Origin of the sequence: Variovorax sp. RO1 (assembly GCF_002849325.1) — a bacterium.
Lineage (GTDB): Bacteria > Pseudomonadota > Gammaproteobacteria > Burkholderiales > Burkholderiaceae_C > Variovorax.
In genome coordinates, this window is record NZ_PKMT01000001.1 from 1,853,828 (window position 1) to 1,878,720 (window position 24,893).

Annotated in this window: 26 protein-coding genes and 1 tRNA gene; 16 read left to right on the top strand and 11 right to left on the bottom strand. The window is 64.7% G+C overall.

Annotation, left to right across the window (positions count from 1 at the left end; genetic code table 11):
* Nucleotides 1-36: 36 nt before the first annotated feature.
* The gene (locus CY658_RS08950; protein ID WP_101489773.1) at nt 37-966 is read right to left on the bottom strand and encodes a DMT family transporter; all 930 of its coding nucleotides are present in this window, start codon (nt 964-966) and stop codon (nt 37-39) included.
* A 35-nt stretch (nt 967-1,001) separates the two neighbouring features.
* On the opposite strand from CY658_RS08950, the gene CY658_RS08955 reads away from it, so the two are divergent.
* The 11 genes from CY658_RS08955 to CY658_RS09005 all read left to right on the top strand — a co-directional run bounded on the left by CY658_RS08955 (nt 1,002) and on the right by CY658_RS09005 (nt 11,357).
* Complete coding sequence (locus CY658_RS08955) at nt 1,002-1,424, top strand: gamma-glutamylcyclotransferase family protein (protein ID WP_101490293.1); 423 nt, start codon at nt 1,002-1,004, stop codon at nt 1,422-1,424.
* A gap of 205 nt (nt 1,425-1,629) precedes the next feature.
* On the top strand, nt 1,630-2,961 hold the full coding sequence (gene aceA, locus CY658_RS08960; RefSeq protein WP_101489774.1) for an isocitrate lyase: 1,332 nt from the start codon (nt 1,630-1,632) through the stop codon (nt 2,959-2,961).
* 329 nt (nt 2,962-3,290) lie between these two features.
* Nucleotides 3,291-5,198, top strand: coding sequence for a threonine--tRNA ligase (gene thrS / locus CY658_RS08965; protein ID WP_101489775.1), 1,908 nt, complete (start codon nt 3,291-3,293; stop codon nt 5,196-5,198).
* A gap of 101 nt (nt 5,199-5,299) precedes the next feature.
* Nucleotides 5,300-5,923 carry a translation initiation factor IF-3 gene (infC, locus tag CY658_RS08970; RefSeq protein ID WP_101489776.1) on the top strand — a complete coding sequence of 208 codons (624 nt, stop codon included), beginning with the start codon at nt 5,300-5,302 and terminating at the stop codon, nt 5,921-5,923.
* 153 nt (nt 5,924-6,076) lie between these two features.
* Nucleotides 6,077-6,280 carry a 50S ribosomal protein L35 gene (gene rpmI, locus CY658_RS08975; protein WP_007832497.1) on the top strand — a complete coding sequence of 68 codons (204 nt, stop codon included), beginning with the start codon at nt 6,077-6,079 and terminating at the stop codon, nt 6,278-6,280.
* Nucleotides 6,281-6,304: 24 nt separating this feature from the next.
* Nucleotides 6,305-6,664: a 50S ribosomal protein L20 gene (gene rplT, locus CY658_RS08980; protein ID WP_007832499.1), complete on the top strand. Its 360-nt coding sequence runs from the start codon at nt 6,305-6,307 to the stop codon at nt 6,662-6,664.
* A gap of 112 nt (nt 6,665-6,776) precedes the next feature.
* Nucleotides 6,777-7,853: a phenylalanine--tRNA ligase subunit alpha gene (gene pheS / locus CY658_RS08985; protein WP_101489777.1), complete on the top strand. Its 1,077-nt coding sequence runs from the start codon at nt 6,777-6,779 to the stop codon at nt 7,851-7,853.
* 50 nt (nt 7,854-7,903) lie between these two features.
* On the top strand, nt 7,904-10,345 hold the full coding sequence (pheT, locus tag CY658_RS08990; RefSeq protein ID WP_101489778.1) for a phenylalanine--tRNA ligase subunit beta: 2,442 nt from the start codon (nt 7,904-7,906) through the stop codon (nt 10,343-10,345).
* Between the two features lie 2 nt (nt 10,346-10,347).
* Nucleotides 10,348-10,722: an integration host factor subunit alpha gene (locus tag CY658_RS08995; protein WP_101490294.1), complete on the top strand. Its 375-nt coding sequence runs from the start codon at nt 10,348-10,350 to the stop codon at nt 10,720-10,722.
* 73 nt (nt 10,723-10,795) lie between these two features.
* Nucleotides 10,796-11,254 (top strand): MerR family transcriptional regulator, encoded by a 459-nt coding sequence (locus CY658_RS09000; protein ID WP_101489779.1) that lies wholly within the window; start codon nt 10,796-10,798, stop codon nt 11,252-11,254.
* A 26-nt stretch (nt 11,255-11,280) separates the two neighbouring features.
* Nucleotides 11,281-11,357: transfer RNA gene (locus CY658_RS09005), tRNA-Pro, on the top strand.
* Between the two features lie 258 nt (nt 11,358-11,615).
* Here CY658_RS09005 and CY658_RS09010 read toward each other — a convergent pair.
* Nucleotides 11,616-11,996 carry a cupin domain-containing protein gene (locus CY658_RS09010; RefSeq protein WP_101489780.1) on the bottom strand — a complete coding sequence of 127 codons (381 nt, stop codon included), beginning with the start codon at nt 11,994-11,996 and terminating at the stop codon, nt 11,616-11,618.
* A gap of 654 nt (nt 11,997-12,650) precedes the next feature.
* Between CY658_RS09010 and CY658_RS09020 the strand changes: the two genes are divergently transcribed.
* Nucleotides 12,651-13,973: an amidohydrolase gene (locus tag CY658_RS09020; RefSeq protein ID WP_101489782.1), complete on the top strand. Its 1,323-nt coding sequence runs from the start codon at nt 12,651-12,653 to the stop codon at nt 13,971-13,973.
* A 65-nt stretch (nt 13,974-14,038) separates the two neighbouring features.
* Here CY658_RS09020 and CY658_RS09025 read toward each other — a convergent pair whose 3' ends face one another.
* Entirely contained in the window at nt 14,039-15,058 is a 1,020-nt protein-coding gene (locus CY658_RS09025; protein WP_101490295.1) for a Bug family tripartite tricarboxylate transporter substrate binding protein, read from the bottom strand.
* 368 nt (nt 15,059-15,426) lie between these two features.
* Here CY658_RS09025 and CY658_RS09030 point away from each other — a divergent pair, with 368 nt between their 5' ends.
* From CY658_RS09030 to CY658_RS09035, 3 genes are all read left to right on the top strand, one after another.
* A complete protein-coding gene (locus tag CY658_RS09030; protein ID WP_101490296.1) occupies nt 15,427-16,959 on the top strand; it encodes a sensor domain-containing diguanylate cyclase in 1,533 nt (510 codons plus the stop codon).
* A gap of 15 nt (nt 16,960-16,974) precedes the next feature.
* Nucleotides 16,975-17,133, top strand: a complete 159-nt coding sequence (locus CY658_RS32730; RefSeq protein ID WP_180838898.1) for a hypothetical protein — start codon at nt 16,975-16,977, stop codon at nt 17,131-17,133.
* A gap of 63 nt (nt 17,134-17,196) precedes the next feature.
* A complete protein-coding gene (locus tag CY658_RS09035; protein WP_257884789.1) occupies nt 17,197-18,492 on the top strand; it encodes a putative bifunctional diguanylate cyclase/phosphodiesterase in 1,296 nt (431 codons plus the stop codon).
* Nucleotides 18,493-18,516: 24 nt separating this feature from the next.
* Here the strand turns inward: CY658_RS09035 and CY658_RS09040 are convergent, their stop codons facing one another.
* The 8 genes from CY658_RS09040 to CY658_RS09075 all read right to left on the bottom strand — a co-directional run bounded on the left by CY658_RS09040 (nt 18,517) and on the right by CY658_RS09075 (nt 24,243).
* Nucleotides 18,517-18,696, bottom strand: a complete 180-nt coding sequence (locus CY658_RS09040) for a cellulose synthase subunit BcsC-related outer membrane protein (protein ID WP_257884790.1) — start codon at nt 18,694-18,696, stop codon at nt 18,517-18,519.
* A 248-nt stretch (nt 18,697-18,944) separates the two neighbouring features.
* Nucleotides 18,945-19,382 (bottom strand): ester cyclase, encoded by a 438-nt coding sequence (locus tag CY658_RS09045; protein WP_257884791.1) that lies wholly within the window; start codon nt 19,380-19,382, stop codon nt 18,945-18,947.
* Between the two features lie 41 nt (nt 19,383-19,423).
* Nucleotides 19,424-19,981, bottom strand: coding sequence for a VOC family protein (locus CY658_RS09050; protein WP_101489785.1), 558 nt, complete (start codon nt 19,979-19,981; stop codon nt 19,424-19,426).
* A 32-nt stretch (nt 19,982-20,013) separates the two neighbouring features.
* On the bottom strand, nt 20,014-20,784 hold the full coding sequence (locus CY658_RS09055; protein ID WP_101489786.1) for an SDR family NAD(P)-dependent oxidoreductase: 771 nt from the start codon (nt 20,782-20,784) through the stop codon (nt 20,014-20,016).
* Nucleotides 20,777-21,748, bottom strand: coding sequence for a Bug family tripartite tricarboxylate transporter substrate binding protein (locus tag CY658_RS09060; RefSeq protein WP_101489787.1), 972 nt, complete (start codon nt 21,746-21,748; stop codon nt 20,777-20,779). The genes CY658_RS09055 and CY658_RS09060 overlap by 8 nt, the downstream gene beginning before the upstream one ends.
* Nucleotides 21,749-21,785: 37 nt before the next feature.
* Nucleotides 21,786-22,568 carry an SDR family NAD(P)-dependent oxidoreductase gene (locus tag CY658_RS09065; RefSeq protein WP_101489788.1) on the bottom strand — a complete coding sequence of 261 codons (783 nt, stop codon included), beginning with the start codon at nt 22,566-22,568 and terminating at the stop codon, nt 21,786-21,788.
* The gene (locus tag CY658_RS09070) at nt 22,565-23,626 is read right to left on the bottom strand and encodes a LacI family DNA-binding transcriptional regulator (RefSeq protein WP_101489789.1); all 1,062 of its coding nucleotides are present in this window, start codon (nt 23,624-23,626) and stop codon (nt 22,565-22,567) included. Before CY658_RS09070 ends, CY658_RS09065 begins: the two co-directional genes overlap by 4 nt.
* Nucleotides 23,623-24,243: a carboxymuconolactone decarboxylase family protein gene (locus CY658_RS09075; protein ID WP_101489790.1), complete on the bottom strand. Its 621-nt coding sequence runs from the start codon at nt 24,241-24,243 to the stop codon at nt 23,623-23,625. The genes CY658_RS09070 and CY658_RS09075 overlap by 4 nt, the downstream gene beginning before the upstream one ends.
* Before the next feature lie 238 nt (nt 24,244-24,481).
* Between CY658_RS09075 and CY658_RS09080 the strand changes: the two genes are divergently transcribed.
* Nucleotides 24,482-24,853: a hypothetical protein gene (locus CY658_RS09080; protein WP_101489791.1), complete on the top strand. Its 372-nt coding sequence runs from the start codon at nt 24,482-24,484 to the stop codon at nt 24,851-24,853.
* Nucleotides 24,854-24,893 lie beyond the last annotated feature (40 nt).

Sequence of the window (24,893 nt, forward strand, 5' to 3'; positions counted from 1 at the left end):
AGCTGTTGTTTTTTCAGAGGGGAGAAGGGGCGTTGTTCACGTTCGTCGCCCCGGCCACGTCGCCAGCACCACGCCCACGAGGGCGGTCGCGAACGCAAGCAGCTGTGGCGGAGTGAGGTTTTCCCCGAGCACGAGCACGCCCACGAGGGCCGCGCTGACAGGCAGCAAGACAGTGAAGACACCCGCTTGTGCCGCTGGTACGTGGCGAAGTCCGGTCATCCACAGCCACACCGTCCAGATGCTGGCGGCCAGTGCGTAGGCCACGAGCAGCGCCCAGGTGCCGAAGCGCACGGCGGTGAAGTCGAACTGCAGCGCGAACCAGATGCCGAAGGGCATCGACAGCACGAAGCCCCACAGGTTGATGAGCGAGGCGATGCGCTTGGGCCCCAGCTTGCCGGTGAGCGACTTGCCGATCACCGCGTAGGCGGCCTCGCAGAGCACCGCGCAGAACACGAGCAGGTTGCCCAGCCAGGGCATCGACGGTGCGCCGACCCCACTGCCGGTGGTGGCCGGCGCATGCGTCGGCGTGAATGCGAGCAGGCCGATGCCGATTGCAGCGCAGCCGACGGCCAGGCCGATGCGCGCTGTGATGCGTTCGCGCAGGAAGAGCCAGCTCGCCACCGCGACCACGGCGGGGATCGACGCCATGATCACGCCCGCCGACACGGCGCTCGTGAGGCTCACGCCGAACAGCATGCAGATCGAGAACAGGAAGTTGCCGAGGAAGGACTCGAGGAAGACGAGCCCGCGCGTGCGTGCGCTCATGGGCGGCTCGTCGGGCGTGGGCTGGAGCCAGTGCGGCATCGCGAGGGCCGCGATGCCGAAGCGCAGCCAGGCCAGCAGCAGCACCGGGAAGGCCGCCACCAGTGGCTTGGAGAGGGCGACGTAGATGCCGACGAGCGACATGCTCAAGGCCAGGCAGCCGTAGGCCACGAGGCGGCCGGAGGTGGAAGCGGCGGGGTTCAATAGACTGGGTGCTGGTTGATGATCGGATGGATTCGATGATGCCCCACGTTCTTGTCTACGGCACGCTGCGGCGCGGCGGGCGCAACGACATCGCGCGCTACCGGCCAGCGCCGGTCTTCGTCGGCGAGGCCGTCATTGCCGGCACGCTGTACGACCTGGGCGCGTACCCGGGCGTGGTGCTCGGTGGCGCCGGACGCGTGAAGGGCGAGGTCTATCGCATCGCGCCGGAGGTCGAGCGCGAACTCGACCGGCTCGAGGAAGTGGCCGACGACGATTCGGGCGAGTACATCCGGCGCAGCGTGCGCGTGGCGGTGGGCGCGCAATCGGTCGAGTGCCTGGTCTACGAGATCCATCCGACGCGCATCGCGGGCCGTCGCGTGATCGACAGCGGCGACTGGATCGCGCACGCGGCGGCAATCGCAGCAAAAGCGCGTTCGTTTTCACAACCGAAAGAGTGATTCCGCATCGCGAAAATTTGGACTGCTGCGCCGCAATATTTTTTCTCAATATGAGAAAAATAATTTCTCATTGAGAAATATCTCTGTAAGTTGTTGATTTTGTTAGTTCAAAAATATGTCTTCTATAAGACATAAGAGTCTGCAATGGGATTACAGTAACCCCACGGCCGCAACGCCAACCTTCAATCAACCTCACGGAGTGACCATGCCCCAGACCCTGAACGAACAACTGAGCCGCGAACAGCAAATTGCCGCCCTCGAAAAGGACTGGGCCACCAACCCGCGCTGGAAGGGCGTGAAGCGCGGCTACAGCGCCGCCGACGTGGTTCGCCTGCGCGGTTCGCTCCCCATCGAGCACACGCTGGCCAAGCGCGGCGCTGAAAAGCTCTGGGCCAAGATCAACGGCGGTGCCAAGAAGGGCTACGTGAACGCCTTCGGCGCGATCTCCGCTGGTCAAGCCATGCAGCAAGCCAAGGCCGGCCTGGAAGCCGTGTACCTGTCGGGCTGGCAAGTCGCCGCCGACGGCAACACCTCGGAAACGATGTACCCCGACCAGTCGCTGTACGCCTACGACTCGGTGCCGACGATGGTCCGTCGCATCAACAACACCTTCAAGCGCGCTGACGAAATCCAGTGGGGCCGCGGCATCAACCCGGGCGACAAGGAGTTCATCGACTACTTCCTGCCGGTCGTGGCCGACGCTGAAGCCGGCTTCGGCGGCGTGCTGAACGCTTTCGAGCTGATGAAGAACATGATCGCGTCGGGCGCTGCCGGCGTGCACTTCGAAGACCAACTGGCCGCTGTGAAGAAGTGCGGCCACATGGGTGGCAAGGTGCTCGTGCCGACGCAGGAAGCCTGCGAGAAGCTGATCTCGGCGCGTTTCGCCGCCGACGTCATGGGCGTGTCGACCATCGTTCTGGCCCGCACCGACGCGGAAGCCGCGAACCTGATCACGTCCGACCACGACGCCAACGACAAGCCTTTCCTGACGGGCGAGCGCACGCAAGAAGGCTTCTACCGCGTCAAGAACGGCCTGGAGCAAGCCATCAGCCGCGGCGTCGCCTACGCCCCGTACGCCGACCTGGTGTGGTGCGAAACCGGCGTGCCGGACATCGGCTTCGCCCGTGAATTCGCGCAAGCCGTGCACGCGGCCTGCCCCGGCAAGCTGCTGTCGTACAACTGCTCGCCGTCGTTCAACTGGAAGAAGAACCTGGACGACAAGCAGATCGCTTCGTTCCAGGAAGACCTGTCGGAGCTGGGCTACAAGTACCAGTTCATCACGCTGGCCGGCATCCACATCAACTGGTTCAACACCTTCCAGTTTGCCCACGCCTACGCCCGCGGCGAAGGCATGAAGCACTACGTGAACATGGTGCAGGAACCCGAGTTCGCCGCACGCGACAAGGGCTACACCTTCGTGTCGCACCAGCAGGAAGTTGGCGCCGGCTACTTCGACGACGTGACCACCGTGATCCAGGGCGGCTCGTCCAGCGTGAAGGCGCTGACCGGTTCGACCGAAGAAGAGCAGTTCCACTGAGCTGCCTTCGCTGATCGCTGAGTGACGGCGCGCTGCGCTGTCGCCCCCGAGCCCGGCCCCGTGCCGGGCTTTTTCGTGGGCGTTTCGACGAATGGGCGCGGCCCCACGGCCCGCACAGGCAGCGGCTAGAATCGCCGACTCTGCACTCAACAAGAGCGAGAAAGGCACCTTGGTTATGACACCGCGAACTACCCCGCAAGGATTCAGCGGCTTTTTCTTCTTCGAAGGAAAGGGCCGGTAGCCCCGCGCTCGCTGGTTTTTCCAGCGCACCAACCAAGCAAAGCGCGGCATCCACCGCGCTTTTTTGTTTTTCTCCCCGAGGTTTTCACATGATCCAGATCACGCTCCCCGACAACTCGCGCCGCGAGTTCCCCGGCCCGGTTTCGGTGGCCGAAGTGGCCCAGTCCATCGGCCCCGGCCTTGCCAAGATGACGGTGGCCGGCAAGATCGACGGCAAGCTCGTCGATGCCAGCGACGTCATCGACCGTGACGCCAAGCTCCAGATCATCACGCCCAAGGACGACGAGGGCCTGGAGATCATCCGCCACTCGACGGCCCACCTGGTCGGCCATGCGGTCAAGCAGCTGTACCCGACGGCCAAGATGGTGATCGGGCCCGTGATCGACGAAGGCTTCTACTACGACATCTCGTTCGAGCGCCCGTTCACGCCAGAAGACATGGCCGCGATCGAGGCGCGCATGCGCGAGCTGATCGCGCAGGACTACGACGTGGTCAAGAAGATGACGCCGCGCGCGGAAGTCATCGAGGTCTTCAAGTCGCGCGGCGAAGACTACAAGCTGCGCCTGGTCGAAGACATGCCCGACGAGCAGGCTATGGGCCTGTACTACCACCAGGAATACGTCGACATGTGCCGCGGCCCGCACGTGCCGAACACGCGCTTCCTGAAGGTCTTCAAGCTCACGAAGCTGGCCGGCGCCTACTGGCGCGGCGACGCCAAGAACGAGCAGCTGCAGCGCATCTACGGCACGGCCTGGGCCGACAAGAAGCAGCTCGACCAGTACATCCAGCGCATCGAGGAAGCCGAGAAGCGCGACCATCGCAAGCTGGGCAAGGAACTCGACCTGTTCCACATCGACGAAGTGGCACCGGGCGTGGTGTTCTGGCACCCGAAGGGCTGGGCGCTTTGGCAGCAGGTCGAGCAGTACATGCGCGGCATCTACCGCGACACGGGCTACTGGGAAGTGAAGGGCCCGCAGATTCTCGACAAGAGCCTGTGGGAGAAGACGGGCCACTGGCAGAACTACCGCGACAACATGTTCACGACGGAGTCGGAAAAGCGCGAGTACGCGCTGAAGCCGATGAACTGCCCGGGCCACGTGCTGATCTTCAAGAGTGACCTGCGCAGCTACCGCGACCTGCCGCTGCGCTACGGCGAGTTCGGCCAGTGCCATCGCAACGAGCCCAGCGGTGCGCTGCACGGCATCATGCGTGTGCGCGGCTTCACGCAGGACGACGGCCACATCTTCTGCACGGAAGACCAGATCCTCGATGAATGCATCGCCTACACGGCGCAGCTGCAGAAGGTGTATGCCGACTTCGGCTTCACGGACATCCTCTACAAGGTCGCGACGCGGCCTGAAAACCGCGTCGGTTCCGACGAGCTGTGGGACAAGGCCGAGCACGCGGTGATGGAATCGCTGCGCCGTTCGGGCGTCGACTTCATCATCTCGCCCGGCGATGGCGCCTTTTACGGCCCGAAGATCGAGTACACGCTGCGCGACGCCATCGGCCGCCAGTGGCAGTGCGGCACGATGCAGGTCGACTTCAACACGGCCGAGCGCCTGGGTGGCGAGTACGTCACGGAATCGAGTGGCCGCGCCCACCCGGTGATGCTGCACCGCGCCATCGTCGGCAGCCTCGAGCGCTTCATCGGCATGCTCATCGAACACCACTCCGGCGCCATGCCCGCATGGCTCGCTCCGGTGCAGGTGGCGGTGCTCAATATCAGTGAAGGGCAGGCCGATTACGCTGCGCAAGTTGCGAAAACGCTGCAAAATCAAGGGCTTAGAGTTCAGCTTGATCTGCACAACGAAAAGATTACGTATAAAATACGGAAGCATTCGTTGCAAAAGCTCCCTTACATCCTCGTCGTGGGTGACAAGGAAAAGGAAGCAAGTGCCGTCGCAGTGCGCGCCCGGGGCAATCAAGACCTCGGTGCAATGTCCCTCGAATCGTTCGTGCAACGGCTCGTCCAGGACGTTGCTGACAAGCGTTGATTTGTCTCTGAAACACCCCATATGTTTCTTTGCCAATTCGTGCCGCCTGTCCGCGAAGACTGAGCGGCGATCGCTACAGATTTTGTAGCAAACTTTGAAGGATTCTGACCATCGCTACTGCATTTCGCGACCGCCGCCACCGCGAGGAACGCCAACACCGCCTGAACCGGGAAATCATGGCCCCGGAAGTCCGCCTGGTCGGCCCGGAAAACGAGCCATTGGGTGTCATGAGCCTTTCCGAAGCCTTGCGCCTTGCGGGTGAGGCCGACGTGGATCTGGTGGAGGTCGTTGCTGCGGCCAATCCGCCCGTGTGCCGCCTGATCGAGTACGGAAAGTTCAAGTACCACGAGCAGAAGAAGGCAGCCGAGGCGAAGTCGAAGCAGAAGGTCATCGAGGTCAAGGAAATCAAGTTCCGGCCCGGTACCGACGATGGCGACTACAACATCAAGATGCGCAACATCAAGCGCTTTCTTGAAGAGGGCGACAAATGCAAGATCACGCTGCGCTTCCGCGGCCGCGAGATCACGCACCAGGAGCTCGGTCTGGCACTCTTGCAGCGCATTCGCGATGAACTGGGCGATACGATCATGGTCGAGCAGTTTCCGAAGCTGGAAGGCCGTCAGATGATCATGATGATCGCTCCGGGCCGCAAGAAGGTTGGCAGCGCGGCGCCGAAGCCGGCAGCAGATGCTGCGCCGGCAGCAGCGCCCACGGCAACCGCCTGAGGCGTTTGCAGTAGACGTGTTTTGAAGGGATTTCGCCCTGGCCCGCATTTCGAAAGAAGTGCAGGCGGGGGCGAGATAAAGAAGTGTCTCGGGGCCAACAAGTCCGTGGAGTATCCGCGGCGCCTCACGAGCACAAACTAAAGGAGCATTCATATGCCCAAAATGAAGACCAAGAGCAGCGCGAAAAAACGTTTCCGCGTTCGTCCCGGTGGCACCGTCAAGCGCGGTCAAGCCTTCAAGCGTCACATCTTGACGAAGAAGACCACCAAGAACAAGCGTCACCTCCGTGGTGCAGTCGCAGTGCATGAAACCAACATGGTTTCTGTCGCCGCCATGCTGCCCGGCCGTGGCATTTAATTCAGACGAACAAGGAGTAAACACATGCCTCGCGTCAAACGTGGTGTAACGGCTCGCGCCCGCCACAAAAAAGTTCTCGCACTTGCCAAGGGTTTCCGCGGTCGCCGCGGTAATGTCTTCCGCGTCGCCAAACAGGCGGTGATGAAGGCTGGGCAATACGCCTACCGTGACCGTCGTACCAAGAAGCGCGTGTTCCGTCAGCTGTGGATTGCGCGTATCAACGCCGCCTCGCGTGAACTGGGCCTGACCTACAGCCAGTTCGCCAATGGCATCCGCAAGGCCGGTATCGAGATCGACCGCAAGATGCTTGCGGACATCGCCGTGCACGACAAGGCCGCTTTTGCCGGCATCGTGGAGCAGGTCAAGGCCAAGCTGGCTGCTTGATTTTGCACAGCAGGTCGCCGTCTCCGGACGGCTTCTTGCGCCCACGGCTCAAGGGCTGGCGCTTGAAAAGGCTCCAGCTCTTTTTTATTTCCCCTCGAAGATTTTTGTTGCTATGAACGAGTTGGACTCACTGGTCGACACCGCACGCGCCGCCTTCGCCGAAGCGAAAACGCCCGCAGAGCTCGAAAACGCCAAGGCCCAGTTCCTCGGCAAGTCGGGCCGCATCACCGAGCTGATGAAGGGCATGGCCGCGCTGAGTGTCGAAGAGAAGAAGTCCCGCGGCGCCGCAATCAACGTCGGCAAGCAGGCCATCGAGGCCGCACTGACCGACCGCCGCCAGCAACTCGCCGACGAAGAACTCTCGCTGCAGCTGCGCGCCGAAGCGCTCGACGTGAGCCTGCCCGGCCGCCACCGCGCCGGTGGCGGACTGCACCCCGTGAGCCGCACGCTGGAGCGCATCGAAGAGATCTTCTCGAGCATGGGCTTCGACGTCGCCGACGGCCCCGAGATCGAGAGCGACTGGCATAGCTTCACCTCGCTCAACAACCCGCCGAACCACCCGGCGCGTTCGATGCAGGACACCTTCTACGTCGACCTCAAGGGCGACGACGGCATTCCCTACAACCTGCGTCCGCACACCAGCCCGATGCAGGTGCGCTACGCCCACCAGCACACCAAGAAGTACGCGGCCGAGTTCGCCGCTGCTGCCGCCGGCACCACCGGCACCGTGAAGGCGCCCGAGATCCGCGTGATCGCACCGGGCCGCACCTACCGCGTCGACAGCGACGCCACGCACTCGCCCATGTTCCACCAGTGCGAAGGCCTGTGGCTCGGCGAGAACGTCAGCTTCAAGGACCTGAAGGTCGTTTTCACCGACTTCTGCCGCACCTTCTTCGAGCGCGACGACCTCGTGCTGCGCTTCCGCCCGAGCTTCTTCCCGTTCACCGAGCCGAGCGCCGAGATCGACATCCAGTTCGCGAGCGGCCCGCTGGCCGGCCGCTGGCTCGAAGTCGCCGGCTCGGGCCAGGTGCACCCGAACGTGGTGCGCAACATGGGCCTCGACCCTGAGCGCTACATCGGCTTCGCCTTCGGCATGGGCCCCGACCGGCTCACCATGCTGCGCTACGGCGTGAACGACCTGCGCCTCTTCTTCGACGGCGACCTGCGTTTTCTCTCGCAGTTCCAGTGATTCACTGACACGCCCTTTCCAAACCAGAAAAACAGATCGAGATCGAAGAGATGCAATTCCCGGAATCCTGGCTGCGCGAGTTCTGCAACCCGCCCCTCGACAGCGCCGCACTGGCCGAAACGCTCACCATGGGCGGCTTCGAGGTCGAAGAGCGCCGTCCGGTGGCGCCGCCTTTCACGCGCATCGTGGTCGGCGAAATCAAGGAAGCCGAGCAGCACCCGAATGCCGATCGCCTGCGCGTGTGCCAGGTCGACGTGGGGCAGGGCGCCTTGCTGAACATCGTGTGCGGTGCGCCCAATGCGCGCGTCGGCATCAAGGTGCCGTGCGCCCTCGTCGGCGCCGAACTGCCGCCGGGTGAAGACGGCAAGCCCTTCCTCATCAAGCTGGGCAAGCTGCGCGGCGTCGAGAGCGAGGGCATGCTGTGCTCGGCGCGTGAACTCGGCCTGAGCGAAGACCACGGTGGCCTGCTCGAACTCGACGCGAATGCGCCCATCGGCGCCGATGTGCGCGATGTGCTCAAGCTCGATGACGCACTGCTCACCCTCAAGCTCACGCCCAACCTGGCGCACGGCCTGAGCGTGTACGGCGTGGCGCGCGAACTCGCCGCGCTCACCGGCGCACCGCTGAAGACGCCGGCCATCGCGCCCGTGGCCACGTCGTTCTCCGATGTGCTGCCCGTCAAGGTCGAGGCGCCCGACCTGTGCGGTCGTTTCTCCGGCCGCATCGTGCGCGGCGTGAACACCAAGGTCGCGACGCCGGCCTGGATGGTCGAGCGCCTCGCGCGCTGCGGCCAGCGCAGCGTGACGCCGCTGGTCGACATCTCGAACTACGTGATGTTCGAGTACGGCCAGCCCAGCCACATCTTCGACCTCGACAAGATCCACGGCGGCCTCACGGTGCGCTGGGGCAAGGCGGGCGAACAGCTCAAGCTGCTCAACGGAACGACGATCACCGTCGACGAAAAAGTCGGTGTGATTGCCGACGACCGCGAAGTCGAATCGCTCGCCGGCATCATGGGCGGCGACGCCACCTCGGTGTCCGACGACACGCGCAACATCTACGTCGAGGCCGCCTTCTGGTGGCCCGAGGCCGTGCAAGGCCGTTCGCGCCGCTTCAACTTCTCGACCGACGCCGGTCATCGCTACGAACGCGGTGTCGACCCGAGCCGCACGGTGCAGATCATCGAGCGCATCACGCAGCTGATCGTCGAGATCTGCGGCGGTGAAGCCGGCAAGATGGACGACCAGACCTTGCGCCTGCCCGAAGCCGCGCCCGTCACGCTGCGCGTGGCCCGCGCCGCGCGTGTCATCGGCATGCCGCTGACGCAGGCGCAATGCGCCGACGCGCTCCATCGCCTCGGCTTCGCGATCACCGAAGGCGAAGGCACGTTGACCGTTACGCCGCCGCCGCACCGCTTCGACCTGCTGATCGAAGAAGACCTGATCGAAGAAGTGGCGCGCCTGATCGGCTTCAACAACCTGCCGACCACCGCGCCGCTCGCGCCCATCACAGCCCGAGTGCGTCCCGAAGCGCAACGCAGCCGCTTCGCGGTGCGTCGCAGCATCGCAGCGCTGGGTTACCAGGAAACCATCAACTTCAGCTTCGTCGAAGCGCACTGGGAGCAGGACCTCGCGGGCAATGCCAACCCGGTCAAGTTGCTGAACCCCATCGCCAGCCAGATGAGCGTGATGCGCTCGTCGCTGCTCGGTTCGCTGCTGCAGGTGCTCAAGTTCAACCTCGATCGCAAGGCCCCGCGCGTGCGTGTGTTCGAGCTGGGCCGCGTGTTCCTGCGCGACGACAGCGTCGTCACTACCGACAGCACCGTGCGCGGTGTGAACCAGCCCATGCGCGTGGCCGGCCTCGCCTGGGGCGATGCCGAAGCGTCGCGCTGGGACGGCAAGCCGCAGCGCGCCGACTTCTACGACGTCAAGGGCGACGTCGAAGCGCTGCTCGCGCCGCGCGTGCCGACCTTCGAAGCGGCCGAGCACCCCGCGTTGCACCCCGGCCGCTCGGCCCGCGTGCTGCTGGATGGCCAGGCCGTCGGCTTCATCGGCGAACTGCATCCGCGCTGGCGCCAGAAGTGGGACTTCACCCAGGCGCCGGTGCTGTTCGAACTCGACCTCGACGCCGTCACGGCGCGGCCCGTGCCCGTGGCACAGCCGGTGCCCAAGCTCCAGGCGGTCGAGCGCGACATCGCGGTCGTCGTGGCCGAAACGGTGTCGCACGACGCGCTGATGCAGGCCATCCGCGCGGGTGCGTCCGCCTCGGGCCTGCTGCGCGATGCCACGCTGTTCGACATCTACCGTCCGCAGCCGTTGCGCGACGGCGCAGTTGCTGCGCCGGGTGCGTTGGCACCGGGCGAAAAGAGCATGGCCGTGCGCCTGACCTTCCAGAGTGATGCCGCCACGCTGACGGACGAACAGGTCGAGCCTGCAGTCCGTGCAATCGTCGAACAACTGGGCGCCACCCTGGGCGGCCGCTTGAGAGGATGAAGATGAACGCCGCCGAATTCACGCTCGAAGCCCTCGAAACGCCGGCGCTCACCAAGGCGCACCTGGCCGACCTGCTGTTCGAGCAGATCGGCCTGAACAAGCGTGAGTCGAAAGACATGGTGGAGGCGTTCTTCGAGCTCGTCGCCGGCAGCCTGATCGAAGGCACGGACGTGAAGATCTCGGGCTTCGGCAACTTTCAGATCCGCGTGAAGGCGCCGCGTCCCGGCCGCAACCCGCGCACCGGCGAAGCCATTCCGATCGGCGAGCGCCGCGTGGCCACCTTCCATGCGAGCGCGAAGCTCAAGGAGCAGATCCAGGGCAGCATCGAGCCGCAAGACGGCACTTCCGAAGTCGAGTGGAGCCTGGGCGCGGAATAGTGCTTGGTGCTGTGCGGCCGCGTAGAGTAATCTATGAGGTTTCCCGCGCACAGTCTTGATTTCAATGGAAATAATGGAGAAAGCGCTCCCGCCGATTCCAGTCAAACGCTACTTCACCATCGGTGAGGTCGGCGAACTCTGCGGTGTGAAGCCGCACGTGCTGCGCTATTGGGAGCAGGAGTTCACGCAGCTGCGTCCGATGAAGCGGCGCGGCAACCGGCGCTACTACCAGCACCACGAAGTGCTGATGATCCGCCGCATCCGTGACCTGCTCTACGACCAGGGCTTCACCATCAGTGGTGCGCGCAACAAACTGCAGGAACTCACGCAGGGCGAGCGCGACCGCCGCAAGGCGGGTGAAGTGCCGCTCGAGGGCCTGGAGGCGATCGAGATCGGACAGGAAGAGTTCGACGCCGCCGTGCAGGACGAACCTGGGCCCGCAGCGACCGCGCAGACCGTCGACCTGTCGCAGTTGTTGCACCTTCGCCGCGAACTCTTTGAAATTCGTGAGCTGCTGACCGTTGGACACTGAATTTAGCCCGCTATAATCGAGAGCTTCGGTGTGTGGCGCAGCCTGGTAGCGCACTTGCATGGGGTGCAAGGGGTCGAAGGTTCGAATCCTTTCACACCGACCATAAGTAAAGACAGAGGCCGCTAGGAGCATATACCTAGCGGCCTTTTTCATTGGGCCGGGCGAATCGTGTCCGGAGGCACACACTGAAATCCGGTGACTGCCAGCGCCAAGTGAGGGTACAGGAGGGGGGTACAAACCTCCTGAATCCCCTGGGGCGGCGGTTTTGTACCCACCCCTGGATGTATATGTTGTTCCGTACGGATCACGCCTGCGTTCGAGCATCCCGAAGAAGTCTGTTCCTGAGGCCTTTCACCTCGGGTCAGCTCTTGGACTTTGCGTATTCCTCTGCGCTCATCATCTCCAAGCCGACGAACGGAGCGTTGCCTTCGACCCATGCGTCGTGACCCGGCGGAATGGTGTACGACATGCCTTCCTCAATGACGGCCTGCGAGCCGTCATTCATTTGCACGGTGATGCGACCGGAAACCGCGTACCCGACGTGAGCCACCTGGCAACTGTCCGTGCCCACGACCGGCTTGATGCACTTCGACCAGCGCCACCCGGGCTCGAACTTGAAGCGTCCGAGCGTGTAGCCCTCGAGGCGGACCACTTCGACCCGGGTCTTTTCGGGCTCCCGAACCTCATCCGGTTCGTCATGGGATTTCGTCTGAAGCTTGTTGACATGCATTGGACTTGCCATCGCGACTCTCCTTGCACGAGTGAGCAACCAGTCCGCGGCAGTCTCGTGCCGAACCGCACGTGAACGATGGAATGGTAGTCCTGGGCCACGCTTGCAGTGATCTATTTCTTGCACGGCAGTGCGCTCCTTGCAGTGGGCGTCATGTGGCAGTTTGCGTAAGCTGAGTTACAGAAAATCTTCGTCCACCACCAGCGACAGCACGGATCAGCGCAGTCGCTGGGCCCAGCTTGATTCCGGCTCCCGGTGCAGTACCCAGCGGCGTCCATCGCGCAGGAAGCTTCTGTTGACTGCAGTCGCTTTGACCGGTCGAACAGTGCGCGCTCCTGATGAGGGTCGCAAGTCCAGCATTGGATGTCGGGTGTCGCTGGCGGATTCAACCGGTCGATGCAACACACTGATTGCTGCGCACGCAGAAGGGGTGTCGTAGATGCTTCAGCATCGCCGTTCGCTGCCGTGCGTAGGCAACGTACACCAGTGATTCGTCTGTCGCGGCAAGCGAGTTCGTGACCACGGTCGTCGTGACCTTGCTGTCCGCGGCGTGTCTCATGACGTCAAGGCCGGGGAGGGCAATCCCGGGCTCGAAGCTTGCATGAAGCCGTTCACACTGGTGCGGCGGGTGTCCGTCTTCTTTCCTTTTCACGGGGCGTCTTCTTCATGTCTTCCTGTTCATTTCCTCGCGGCGCTTTGTCCGCCGTTGCGTTGCTGACCCTGGCGCTGAACGCCGGTGCACAGAAGTCGCTGCATCAGCAAGTCGGGCCCATCGTCAACGGCATGTACCCATCGCTCGACGCGCTCTACAAGGATCTGCACGCCAATCCAGAGATCGCATTTCAGGAAGTGCGCACGGCCGCGAAGCTGGCTGGTGAAATGCGCCAACTCGGTTTCGACGTCACCGAGAAGATCGGCGGCACGGGCGTCGTGGCGATCTACAAGAACGGTGCAGGGCCGACGGTGCTGGTGCGCACCGAACTCGATGCGCTGCCCATGGAGGAGAAAACCGGCCTGCCGTACGCGAGCAAGGCCAAGACGCAATCGAACGGCCGCGAGACCTTCGTGGCTCACAGCTGCGGTCACGACATCCACATGGCGAGCTGGGTCGGCACTGCCCGCACGCTGCTCGCGATGAAAGACCAGTGGAAAGGCACGCTGATGTTCGTGGCGCAGCCCGCCGAAGAAACCGTCTCGGGCGCCAAGGCGATGCTCGCCGACGGTCTGTTCAAGCGTTTTCCCAAACCCGACTTCGCGTTCGCGCTGCACACCTCGCCGTCGCCCTATGGATTCATTGGCTACAAGGTGGGCGCGATCAGCTCCAATTCGGACTCGCTCGAGATCACCTTCAAGGGGCGTGGGGGTCATGGGTCGGCACCAGACAAGACCATCGACCCGATCGCGATCGCCGCACGCTTCATCACCGATGTGCAGACCGTCGTGAGCCGCGAAAAGGATCCAGCCGAGTTCGGCGTGATCACCATCGGCGCCATTCAGGCCGGCACCGTGGGGAACATCATTCCCGACGCGGCGGTGCTGCGCGGCACCATCCGCAGCTACCAGCCAGAAGTGCGTGAGAAGTTGCTGGCCGGCATTCGCCGCACAGCCAACGCGGCTGCGATGATGGGCGGCGCGCCCGAGCCGGTGGTCGAGCTCGTGCCGGGCGGCGCTGCAGTGGTCAACGACGAAGCGGTGGTCAATCGAACGGCGGCGGCGCTCAAGACGGCGTTTGGCGACCCGAAGGTGGTGCAGGTGCGGCCCATCACCGCGAGCGAGGATTTTTCCGAGTTCGTCAATGCCGGTGTTCCGTCGATGATGTTCTTCGTGGGCGTGCTTTCTCCCGAGGATGTGACGGCGTCGCTCAAGCCCGGCGGCAAGCCTCTGGCCTTCAATCACTCGCCTTTCTTCGCACCGGTGCCCGAGCCCTCGATCAAGACGAGTGTGGAGGCCATGAGCTTGGCCGTGCTCACCACCATGGCACCCAAGTAGCCCGGGTCGCCGTCGCTGGCCGCGCTGCGGTCATGCGATCGGCAGCTGCGTGCACTATGCAGTGATCAATCCGCTGTGATGTTGTTTGCCTTCACGACGGCTCCCCACAGCTTGTACTGGGCGCGCGTCATCTCGCCGAGTTGCTCTGGTGAGCCGCCGCCTGGTTCATCGCCGCGATCCACAATGCTCTTGACGACAGTCGGGTCCTTCAGGGCCGCATTCATCGCGCTGCTGGCCTTCTTCACGACATCCGGGCTCAGGCCGGGTGGCCCATAGAGGCCGATGAAGGAGATGATGGTGAAGTCCTTGACGCCACTTTCCGTGGCCGTGGGTACGTTCGGCAGCATCGGGGACCGCTTCTCCCCCGTGACCAGCAGTGGGCGCAACTGCCCCGACTTGACGAATGGGGCGACGACGGAGGTCGCGTCGAACATGGCGTCAAGACGGCCAGCCATCAGGTCGACCATGGCGGGGCTGCTGCCTTTGTAGGGCACATGGTTCATCGCCGGGCTGCCCAGGCGTTCGCGCAGCAACTCCATCGTGACATGTATGAGCGAGCCCGGCCCACCGGTTCCGTAGTCAATGCCCTTGCCCGCTTTGGCCCTGGCCTTCACTTCCTCTGCGAACTGCGCATAGGTCTTGATGGGGGAGGTGGCGGGTACCACGAGCACCAGCGGCGACTGCAGCATGACGCCGATGGGCGTCATCTTCTGCGGATCGACAATGCCCAGCTTGGTGTAGACATGCGGCATGATCGTCATCGAGCCGTTGCCAACCAGCAGCTTGTGGCCGTCCGGCGGCGCCTTCATCAGCTCGACCGAGGCGATATTGCCGTTGACACCGGCCTTGTTGTCGATGAGCACCGGTTGGCCGAGCGCGCCTTGCATGCCGTTCGTCAGTACGCGTCCCGCAAAATCGGTTTGCCCGCCGGGCGGGAAGCCGACCAGCAAGGTGACCGATTTGGTGGGCCACGTCGTCTGTGCATTTGCGGTCGAGCCCACCAATGCACCCAAGCCGAGGGCTGCAATGCCCAGGCAAAGGGTCAGGCGGCGCGCCGTTGGATCAGAGGAATAGTTCGTTCGCATCATCAGGTCCTTCCATCGGCCATGTGTAGAAAACTGTCCCCTGGATCGCGCGCCGCTGCTGCGCCACGTGGGCCTGGTGAAGAGTGATTCTGCGTCAATGCTTTTCCGCGCGATGCGGGGTTAAACCTAGCCAGGAGGCCTCCCGGTTGCGTTGACAGGCCCGTCGCAGGGCAGGCAGAGCAAACGACGTCGTCGGCCGCCAGTCGGCGAGAAGCGGTCGTTGAGACAAGGACACCGACGAGGCGTTCTTCGACGTGCGGGCTGTTTGAGCCCCACAGCCGACCGGGCGAAAGGTGACGGTCCGGCCGGAGATGTGTCAAAGTCGCGCAAGCGCTTTAGATCAGTCGCCGTTGCTCCGGAAGGACACAGTGTTTCGCCGACCCTCCATCACTTTTCGAACGACAGCCTTCGTGGCCGTCGTTTGCCTGGCCCTCGTGGCGCTCGACTGCTGGAACAGCTGGAATTCGCGCGCGGAGCGGCTTCAGCAGATGAGCGTTGCGGCATCGAACCTCGCGCGTGCCATGGCGCAGCAGGCGGATGACACCATCAAGCAGGCCGACACCGCGCTGGTCGGCATCGTCGAGCGCATCGAACACGACGGCACGGAGCCGGCAGCCGTCGCTCGGCTTCGCAAAGTGCTCGGCATGCAGGTGACCGAACTCCCGCAACTCGACGGACTTCACATCTATGACAAGGACGGAAACTGGGTTGCGAACTCCCGGCAGATCGCGCCGCAGAATCTGAACAATGCGAGCCGCGAGTATTTCGTCTTCCATCGCGAGCACGAGGACCGTGGACCGCACATCGGTATTCCGGTGAAGAGCCGGACCAACGGCAAACTGCTCGTTCCCGTTTCCCGGCGCATCAATCACGCAGACGGCAGCTTCGCCGGCGTGGCGCTTGCGACGATCGACATCGACTTCTTCTTGAAGTTCTACGACAGCCTCGACATAGGGCAGGCCGGCGCCGTTGCGCTGATCCTCGAGAACGGAACGATGATGACCCGCCGGCCATACAGCACCGACATGGTCGGAAGAAGCATGCTGGGCACGGGCCTCTTCCAGGCGTACGTAGCCCAGGGCCCGGCCGGGACGGCTGAAATCAAATCGGCGCAGGACGGCGTCACGCGATTGAACAGCTTCCGGCGTCTCTCCAACTATCCGCTGTTCGTTGCCGCGGCCCTCTCCAAGGACGAGATCCTGGCCGCCTGGTGGCGGGAAACGCTCTGGCATACGGGCGGCGTCACGCTCCTGACGTTGATCGTCGGCCTCGTGGGATGGCGGTTGGTGAAGCAGATGGAGCTGCGAAGCAAGTCCGAGGTCGAACTGCGGCGGGCGCGCGACGCGCTGGAGACGCTCAACAAGACCTTGAACACCCTCGCCATGGAGGACGGTCTCACGGGGTTGGCAAATCGCCGGCAGTTCGACGTGGCGCTCGACAGCGAATTCAGCCGAGCCATACGCAACGCGAGCACCCTGGCGCTCATACTGATCGATGTCGATTCCTTCAAGCAGTACAACGACATCTACGGCCACACGGCCGGGGATGAGTGTCTGCAGACGATCGGGCGCACGATCGCAAGCGTCGCATCTCGTCGTCCGGGAGATCTTGCAGCCCGGTACGGCGGGGAGGAACTGGCCGTGCTGTTGCCCAATACCGATGTGGCCGATGCCGCCATCCTGGCGGAGCGAATCCGCAGCGCGGTTCGTGACCTGGAAATCGTGCACGCCGGAACCCCCGACGGCTTCGTCACGCTGAGCGCCGGTGTGGATGCGTTCAGCCCCGCAGTGAACTCGGGACCACCGAAGGGGTTGATCCAGGCCGCCGACAAGGCCTTGTACGCGGCCAAGATGGGAGGGCGCAATCGCGTGTGCACGGCGATGCGACCGAGCGCTGCGTAAACAGGTCCCTGAGATATGTTCGTCGATGGCCCCCAGCAGTTGACGAGCCTTGCCAGCAAGGAGTTCTTTGGTTGTAGCAAGAACCAAAGAATCCCGTTCATAGACGCCGCCAGCGAAAAATCCCTTGCCATGGTCAGCCCGCGCAGGCTGAATCCGGGCATCAGCAGCTTTTGATTTTCGGAACACCCGCCTGTGCCGAACGAGTCCGCTCATGTCATCTCGTCGCCGGACGAAGCGTTGAGGCGCCTTCCTCCGGACGAGGTGCTGTCTCCGCTCATCGCGGACTGGGCGCGCGCGGGCAAGCGCCTTGCTGTCGTCTGCGACATCGATCTCGATCGCTTCAGCGAACTCAACCAGCGCCTGGGCATGGCGGGCGGCAATGCCGCGCTGGTCGAAGCGGCCCGTCGCATCAAGGCCCAACTGCCGCGCGAGTCGCTGCTGGCGCGCATCGGCGGAGACGAGTTCGCGGCCGTCTTCGCCGGACTGGGATTTTCGCAATGCCACGAGGTGCTGGAGCGCATCCTGGCGGCGCTGGCCGAACCCTGGCAATGGCGGGGCCGCACCGCCCACCTGGGCGCCAGCCTCGGCGCGCGGATGATGGACAGCACCGGTCCGGCGCCCGAACTTGCGTTGCGCGATGCCCAGCATGCGGCCTTCTTCGCCAAGCGTGCCGCCGACGGCAAGGTGCATTATTTCGACGCCCCGCAGGCGCAGGCCGATGCGCAGGTCGTGCGCGAGCGCCAGCGCATCCAGGAGGGGCTGGCGCTGGGCGAGTTCTTCCTGTGCTACCAGCCCAAGGTCGACATGCGCCGCGGCATGGTGGTGGGCGCGGAGGCGCTCATCCGCTGGAACCATCCGCAGCGCGGCCTGCTGCAGCCGATCCATTTCGTGCCCCTGCTGGAGGACGACGCGCTGGCCGAGCAGGTCGGCGAGTGGGTCATCGCCACGGCATTGCGGCAGCTGTACGACTGGCTCGAGGCGGGCCTGCGCATGTCGGTCAGCGTCAATGTGAGTCCGCTGCACATGATGCGCCACGACTTCGTCGACCGGCTCACGCAGCAACTGGCGCAGTACCCGAAGCTTGGCCGCGGTGCGCTGGAACTCGAGATTCTCGAGACCACGGCCATCAGCCAGTTCGCCACGGTGGCCCGCTTCGTTGAGGCGTGCCAGGCGCTCGGCGTGGCGGTGGCCATCGACGATTTCGGCACCGGCTATTCGTCGCTCACCTACCTGCGCCAGCTGCCGGTGTCGTCGGTCAAGATCGACCAGTCGTTCATTCGCGACATGCTCGACAGCGAGGCCGACCGCGCGATCGTGCAGGGCATCCTGCTGCTGTTGAAGGCACTCGGGCGCACGGCCGTGGCCGAAGGCGTCGAGACGCTGCACCACGGCGAGGCCTTGCTCGCCATGGGCTGCACGCTGGCTCAGGGCTACGGCATCGCGAAGCCGATGCCGGCGGATCAGATGCAGTGCTGGGTGGCCGAGTTCGAGCGCGCGCCGCCGTGGGGCCGCGAACCGGCGACGGACGACTGAAAGGCCCGCCCTCGGGGCCCGGCTTCAGGGCAGCGTCGTGCCGCTCGGCACGCCCAGTGTGCCCGCGCCATCGAACACGCAGCGAAGGTACACGCCGCCCGTCAGCTGGCGGTAGTTCTGCGCGTTGTTCAGTCCGATCGAGCCGCCCAGGAACATCTTGGGCGCGAGCTGGTACTCGAGGATCGCGGCCAGGTTGTAGGCCACGCTCACGAAGCTGCAGTACGGGCTCGCAAGAACTGCAGGGACGGGCGGGGATTCAAAGACCGCTTTCGCCGGAGTTGCCGACGCTCAAGTCGCTCGCTGCCGATGCATGCTTCGCTGCGCAGCAGACAAGCCCCACGGTACCTGCGCGCAAGGAAGGCGAGATGAGGGTGAGTTCCTCACAAGCCACGTTGTCGATCGCTGGTCCTTATCTTCTTAAGTAGCGAGGACCTTGCGAAATTCGTGCTGCTTCAGGTCAACCCGAGCGCTCGCAGCTTCGCATCGGCGGCGGAGTAGGGCCGCTCGCACACGATCTTGTCGGAGCCCGGGGCGAACTCGAAGGTCGCGGCCATGCGGATGCGGAACGTTCGACCGGTCGCGTCGAACACCTTGCCATTGGCATGCAGCGGACCCAGGTGCGTGCCGCTGAGCCAGAACTCGACCAGCACCGTGGCCCCGTCGGCGGCGATGGCGATGATCTCGTTGGCCAAGTCGGGAAAGGGCGTGCGCGAGCTGCGGAAATAGCCGCGCACTTCTTCCTCGCCGTCGAACACCACGCCGCTTCCGTGCATCTCGTAGCGAGGATGCTGGAACGTGTCGATCACCGCATCCCACGCCTGCGTGCATTCGAGCGCCATGTGATCGCGCACGGTCTGGATTCGTGCCGCTTGAAGCGTTGCTGTGTCCACGGGGTCTCCTGCGTGTTGCTGAACGGGTTGAGCCATCGCCGTCATGGCGTGGGAGCGGCGGCGGCGTTTGCGCCCATGCGGCGAATCGGGTCCTTGCCGTCCCATCCTTCGGCCGCGCGCCGGATCTCGCGGAAGTACTCGCCCTTGCCGCCGGCCATCTCGGAGATTTCGAACATGCCACTGGGCAGGTCGGGATGGACGAAGTAGGCGAAGCGACCACGCATCCCCATGCGGCCGCTGTGGCCCTCGACGTAGCCCATCGACAGCAGGTGCTGCACGGCCTTGTCGAAGCCGTCGTCGGTCCAGTAGGCCAGATGCTGGGCGCCTTCGCCGCCGCGGCGCAGCGAATCGAGATAGAGCGACGGCGCGTCGTCGCGCTGCTGGATCAGTTCGATCTGCAGGTCGCCGGAATTGGCCAGTGCAATGGACAGCCTGGGCAGGCGCGAGGGCTTGCCGTAGTAGGTGAACTCGGTCGTGCCGACTTCTTCCTTGTAGAACCACGGACCCACGCCCAGCGTGCGTGACCAGTGGGCCATGGCCTTCTCGATGTCGTGGACGACATAGCCGACCTGGCGTGCGCCGCCGAACAGCATGCTCATTGAATGGACTCCTTGGTGCCTTGGTGGTGCGCTCAGCGCATGTACGCGCCGCCGTTGACGTCGAGCGTGGCCCCCGTCATGAAAGACGACAGGTCGGACGCCAGGTAGAGGCATGCGCCCGCAATGTCTTCGGGCTGGCCGACCCGGGCCAGCGGGAATGTCTTGCCCAGCGCGTGCTTGTTGTCGTCGGAGTTCGCCCCGCGCGAGAAGTCCGTCATGATCAAGCCGGGCGTGACGGCGTTGGCGCGCACGCCCTGCGGCCCCAGCTCCTTGGCAATGGCGCGCATGAAGCCCAGCACGCCGGCCTTGGCGGCGCAGTAGTGGCTGCCGCCGAACACGCCGCCGCCTTGCTGCGCGGACATCGACGAGATGCAGATGATCGAGCCGCTGCGCTGCGCGACCATGGTGGGAATCACGCACTGCGCCATCTGCAGCGTGCCGCGCAGGGCGATGGACACGACCTGCTCGAAGTCCTCGGCGGTCACTTCGAGCACGCCGCGCTTTTGCGTGATGGCGGCGTTGTTCACCAGCACATCGATGCGGCCGGCCCATTGCAGTGCGCGCGCCACGGCCGACGCGCAGGCGCCGGCATCGCGCACGTCGCAGCCGATCCCGATGTGCGCCGGTCCGATCGACCGAGCCGCTGCCTGTGCCTCTTCTTCGTCCAGGTCGAGCAGCGCCACCCGGGCGCCGTGCAGGGCGAACAGCCGTGCCGTCGCCAGGCCGATGCCGCGCGGGCGCGAGGCACCGGTGATCAGGGCCACGCGGCCCTGCAGCAGCGGGAGGAGGGCGGCGTCACTCATTGCTGATGTTCGCGGCCTTGGCGATCTGCTTCCAACCCTCGATGTCCGCGGCGGTCATGGTGCGCAGCTCGTCGCCGCCGACGAAAGCGGCCGTGATGCCCAGGTCCAGCAGGCGGGTCTTCACGTCTGGCATCTCGAGCACCTGCTTGAGCGCGGCGGAGAGCTTGCCGACGATCGGCTTGGGCGTGCCGGCGGGTGCGTACAGCGCCCAGCGCAGCGCGCCCATGCGCTTGCCTGCGAAATCGATGCCCTCGTCGTCGTAGCTCGACACGTCGGGCAGGCTGGGCGAGCGCGAGGTGCAGGCGGTGATCGCCTTCACCTTGCCGGACTTCACCATCGGCGAGCCCGACGCCATGTCCACGTAGGCCAGTTTGACGTGGCCGCCCAGCATGTCGGTCTGGATCTGCACCACCGACTTGTAGGGGATGTGGCTCATCTGCGCCTGCGTGCGCAGGTTGAACAGCTCTCCGCAGAAATGGCCGGTCGAGGCGATGCCCCAGCTGGCGTACTGCACGCTGCCCGGCGACTTCTTGGCCAGCGCGATGAGCTCCTTGGCGTTGTTCGCCGGGAAATCGTTGGTCGCGATGAGCAGGATCGAGGCGGTGCCGACCTGCCCGATGGGTGCGAAGTCCTTGACCGAGTCGTACGAGAGCTTGGGATTGCTCGCGGGCAGCAGCACGTGCGTGGTCGCGCCGCCGATGCCGATCGTGTAGCCGTCGGCCGGCGCCCGGGCGACGAAGTCGGTGGCGATGGCTCCGCTGGCGCCCGGCTTGTTGTCCATCACGAAGACGCCCTTGATCAGCGGCGCCATCTTGTCGGCCAGAAGCCGGCCGAGCGCATCGCCGCCGCTGCCCGCCGCCGAGATCAGGACGAAGCGAATCGGCCGAGTCGGATAGTCTGCCGGCGTTTCGGCATGGGCGGCGAACGCGAGGCCCGCGAGCGCTGCAATCCACAGTTTGCGCATGGTGTTGTCTCCTTCTTTGGGATGGTGGGATACCGGCCTACAGGGACAGGCCGCCGTCGACCACCAGCTCCAGGCCCGTCACGTAGCTCGATTCGTCGGAGGCGAGGAACAGCGCCGCATTCGCCACGTCCCACGCCGTGCCCTGGCGGCCCATGGGGCAGCGCGCGTTGCGCATCTCGCGGCCCGCCTGCGCCTCTTCGTCGTTCTTGAACAAGGCGGCGGCGTGGGGGGTGTCGATCAGGCCCGGCACGATCACGTTGCAGCGCACCTGGTGCTGCGCGTACTGGCGGGCCACCACGCGTGTCATGTGGTTCAGCGCCGCCTTCGAGGTGCTGTACGACAGGAACTGCATCGGGCTCCACTTGCGGCTCGCGATGGAGGAGATGTTGATGATGGAACCACCGCCCTGGCGGATCATGTGCGGCACCACCTCGCGCGCCGTGAGCATGGGGCCCTTGAGGTTGATGGCGTGCACGCGGTCCCAGGACTCTTCCGTGACCTCGAGCAGCTCGCCGAATTCCTCGATGCCGACGTTGTGGTGCAGCACGTCGATGCGGCCGAAGCGCGCGACGCAATGCGCCACCATTCGCCCGATCTGCTCGCTGCTGCGCACATCGGCCTCGAAGGCTTCGGCGATGCCGCCGATGTCATGAATGCGCTGCACCGACGCCGCAGCGGCTTGGGGCGAACGGTCGGCACAGAGCACTTTCGCGCCTTCGCGAGCGAAGGTGACGGCGCAGGCGGCGCCGTTGCTGATGTCGCTGCCGACGGAGCCAGCGCCGACCACGAGCACCACCTTGTTCTGGAGGCGCTGCGTCATGGGGCGGTTCTCGTTTTCTTGCGGGCGGCAACGGCTCCGGTGGCGGTCTTGGCGACCGGGCCGCAGGATTCGCGCAGCACCATCTGCGTGGTCAGCAGGATGCGTTCCTGCTCGAGCGGTGCCGTGCTGTCCAGCCGCCGCAACAGCAATTCGGCCACGGCGGTGCCGACCGCTTCCAGGTCCCAGGTCAGCGACGTGATCGCCGGACTGAAAAGCTGCGACAGGTCGGTGTCGCCGATGCTGACGACGCTGACGTCGTCGGGCGCCAGGCGGCCCGAGTGGCGCAGCGCCTGCAGCACGCCCGACAGGATGCGGGTGCCCAGGCAGAGGAAGGCCGTGGGCGCCGCGGGCGAGCCCAGCAGGGAGAGGGCCTCGCTGAAGGCGAAGTCCATCGCCGACTTCTCCGCGCGGATCAACTTGGGGTCGGGCTGCAGGCCGCGCTCCGCAAAGGCATCCCTGTAGCCCACGATGCGCTCGCGGCCCGGGCGCAGCACGCTGCCGGGCGTCAGCAGCGCGATGCGCGTGTGGCCCAGGTTCAGCAGGTAGCGCGTGGCTTGAAGGGCGCCGTTGTAATGGTCGACGTGCACGCCCGCGTTGTCGCCCTGGAAGTCGCGGTCGAGCGCAATCACCGGGCCGTCCGCCGCCAGCTGGTCCAGGTATTCCGGGGTCTCGGTCTGGCAGGGGCCGAGGATGAGCCCGTCGACGCGTCGGCGCCGGAACAGGTCGACCAGCGTTTTCTCCCGCTGCTCGTCGTTGTGGGTGCTGGCCACCAGCAGCGCATAGCCGGCTGTCAGCAGCCGCGATTCGACCGCCGTGATGATCCGCGCATACAGGGGGTTGGCCAGGTCCGACACCAGCAGCCCGACCACGCCCGTGGAGCGGGTCCGCATGCTTTGCGCCACCGCGTCGGGGGTGTAGCCGAGGTCGCGTGCCGCCTTGGTGACCGCTGCGATGGCCTGTTCGCTGACACGCCCCGTGCGGTTCAGCGCGCGCGACGCGGTGCCGATGGCCACGCCGGCGGCCTTGGCCACTTCGCGGATGGTGACCTTGGCCTTCATGCCGGCACCTTGGCTTGTGCAAGCGGGGCAGAAAAGCGCTCCGCGCCTGGCTCCAGCGGCACGGCTGCGCTGTTCAGAAAAAAGGCAGCCATGTGATAGAAGCTCGACGCGAAGATGAGCTCGATCACCTGCGCCTGCGGCCAGCCCGCGCAAAGGGACTGCCAGGTCTGATCGGACACCGTGGAATGATGGTGCAGCTCGTCCACCATCCGAACGATCAAGCGTTCCTTGTCGGTCCATCGCCCTGGCGACAGCGCTTGCCAGTCGGCGCTTTCGGTGAGCTCGCGGACCTGCGCGGCATCGAGCCCGCATGGGTCCGCGTAGATGCTGACATGCATCCCCCACTCGTACTCGGACCGCGTGAGTGCGCCGGTGCGGATGATCGCGATCTCGCGGTCGCGCTCGGGCAGCGCGCACTGGAACAGCACCACATGCGCCATGGCCTGGAAGGCCGGACCGAGCTTGCTGTGATTCGCGAGCGCCAGCCGAAGGTTCAAGGGCGACAGGCCTTTGAACGCGGTGCTTTGTATCGCCGCAGCGACCTCGGGTTCGTAGGGCGGTGGCCGCAACGGCAGCCGTGCGGAAGGTAAAGGAGAGAGAAGTGCGGCGCCGGTCATGGCCGCAGTTTGAGATGGATGTGGAAACGTTTCTACAGTGATAACCCTGAAAATTTACAGATACAGATTTGCTCAAGAATCAAATAGAAAAGGGAAAAAAGAGAAAACGGTTCCACACCGGGCAGATGGCCGATGACGTGACATTTGGGAGCGTTCTTCACCGTGGCGATGTACGCGGCGCCGCGCGGCCAGGCGTTGGTTGCGCATCGGGGCTATTTCTTGCCCCCAAGGAGTTGAAATGACTTTTCCCAGAGCCGCTCTCAAGTGGGTTACCGCAGGTCTCGCAGCTGCCGGCGCCTTGTTGACGGTTGCATCGGCCAACGCGGGCACCAGCTGGTCCATTGGCGTGAACCTGCCCGGCGTGGTCGTGAGTGAGCCCGCACCGGTCTATTACGAGCCGGCGCCTGTCTACTCGCGGCCGGCTCCGACCTATTACCAGCCTGCACAGCCGGCCTACTCGGTCCCTGCACCTGTCTACGACGAACCTGGGTCTCGCTGGGAGGAGCGCCGCGCGCAACGCTGGGAAGAGCGCCGGGCGGAGCGCCGTGAATGGCGTCGCCGGCAATGGGAGCGCGAGCAGCACCGCCGCTACTACGAGGATCGCGACTGATGTTGTTGGCAACGTCGATCCGCGCGCGTCTCCCGAAAAG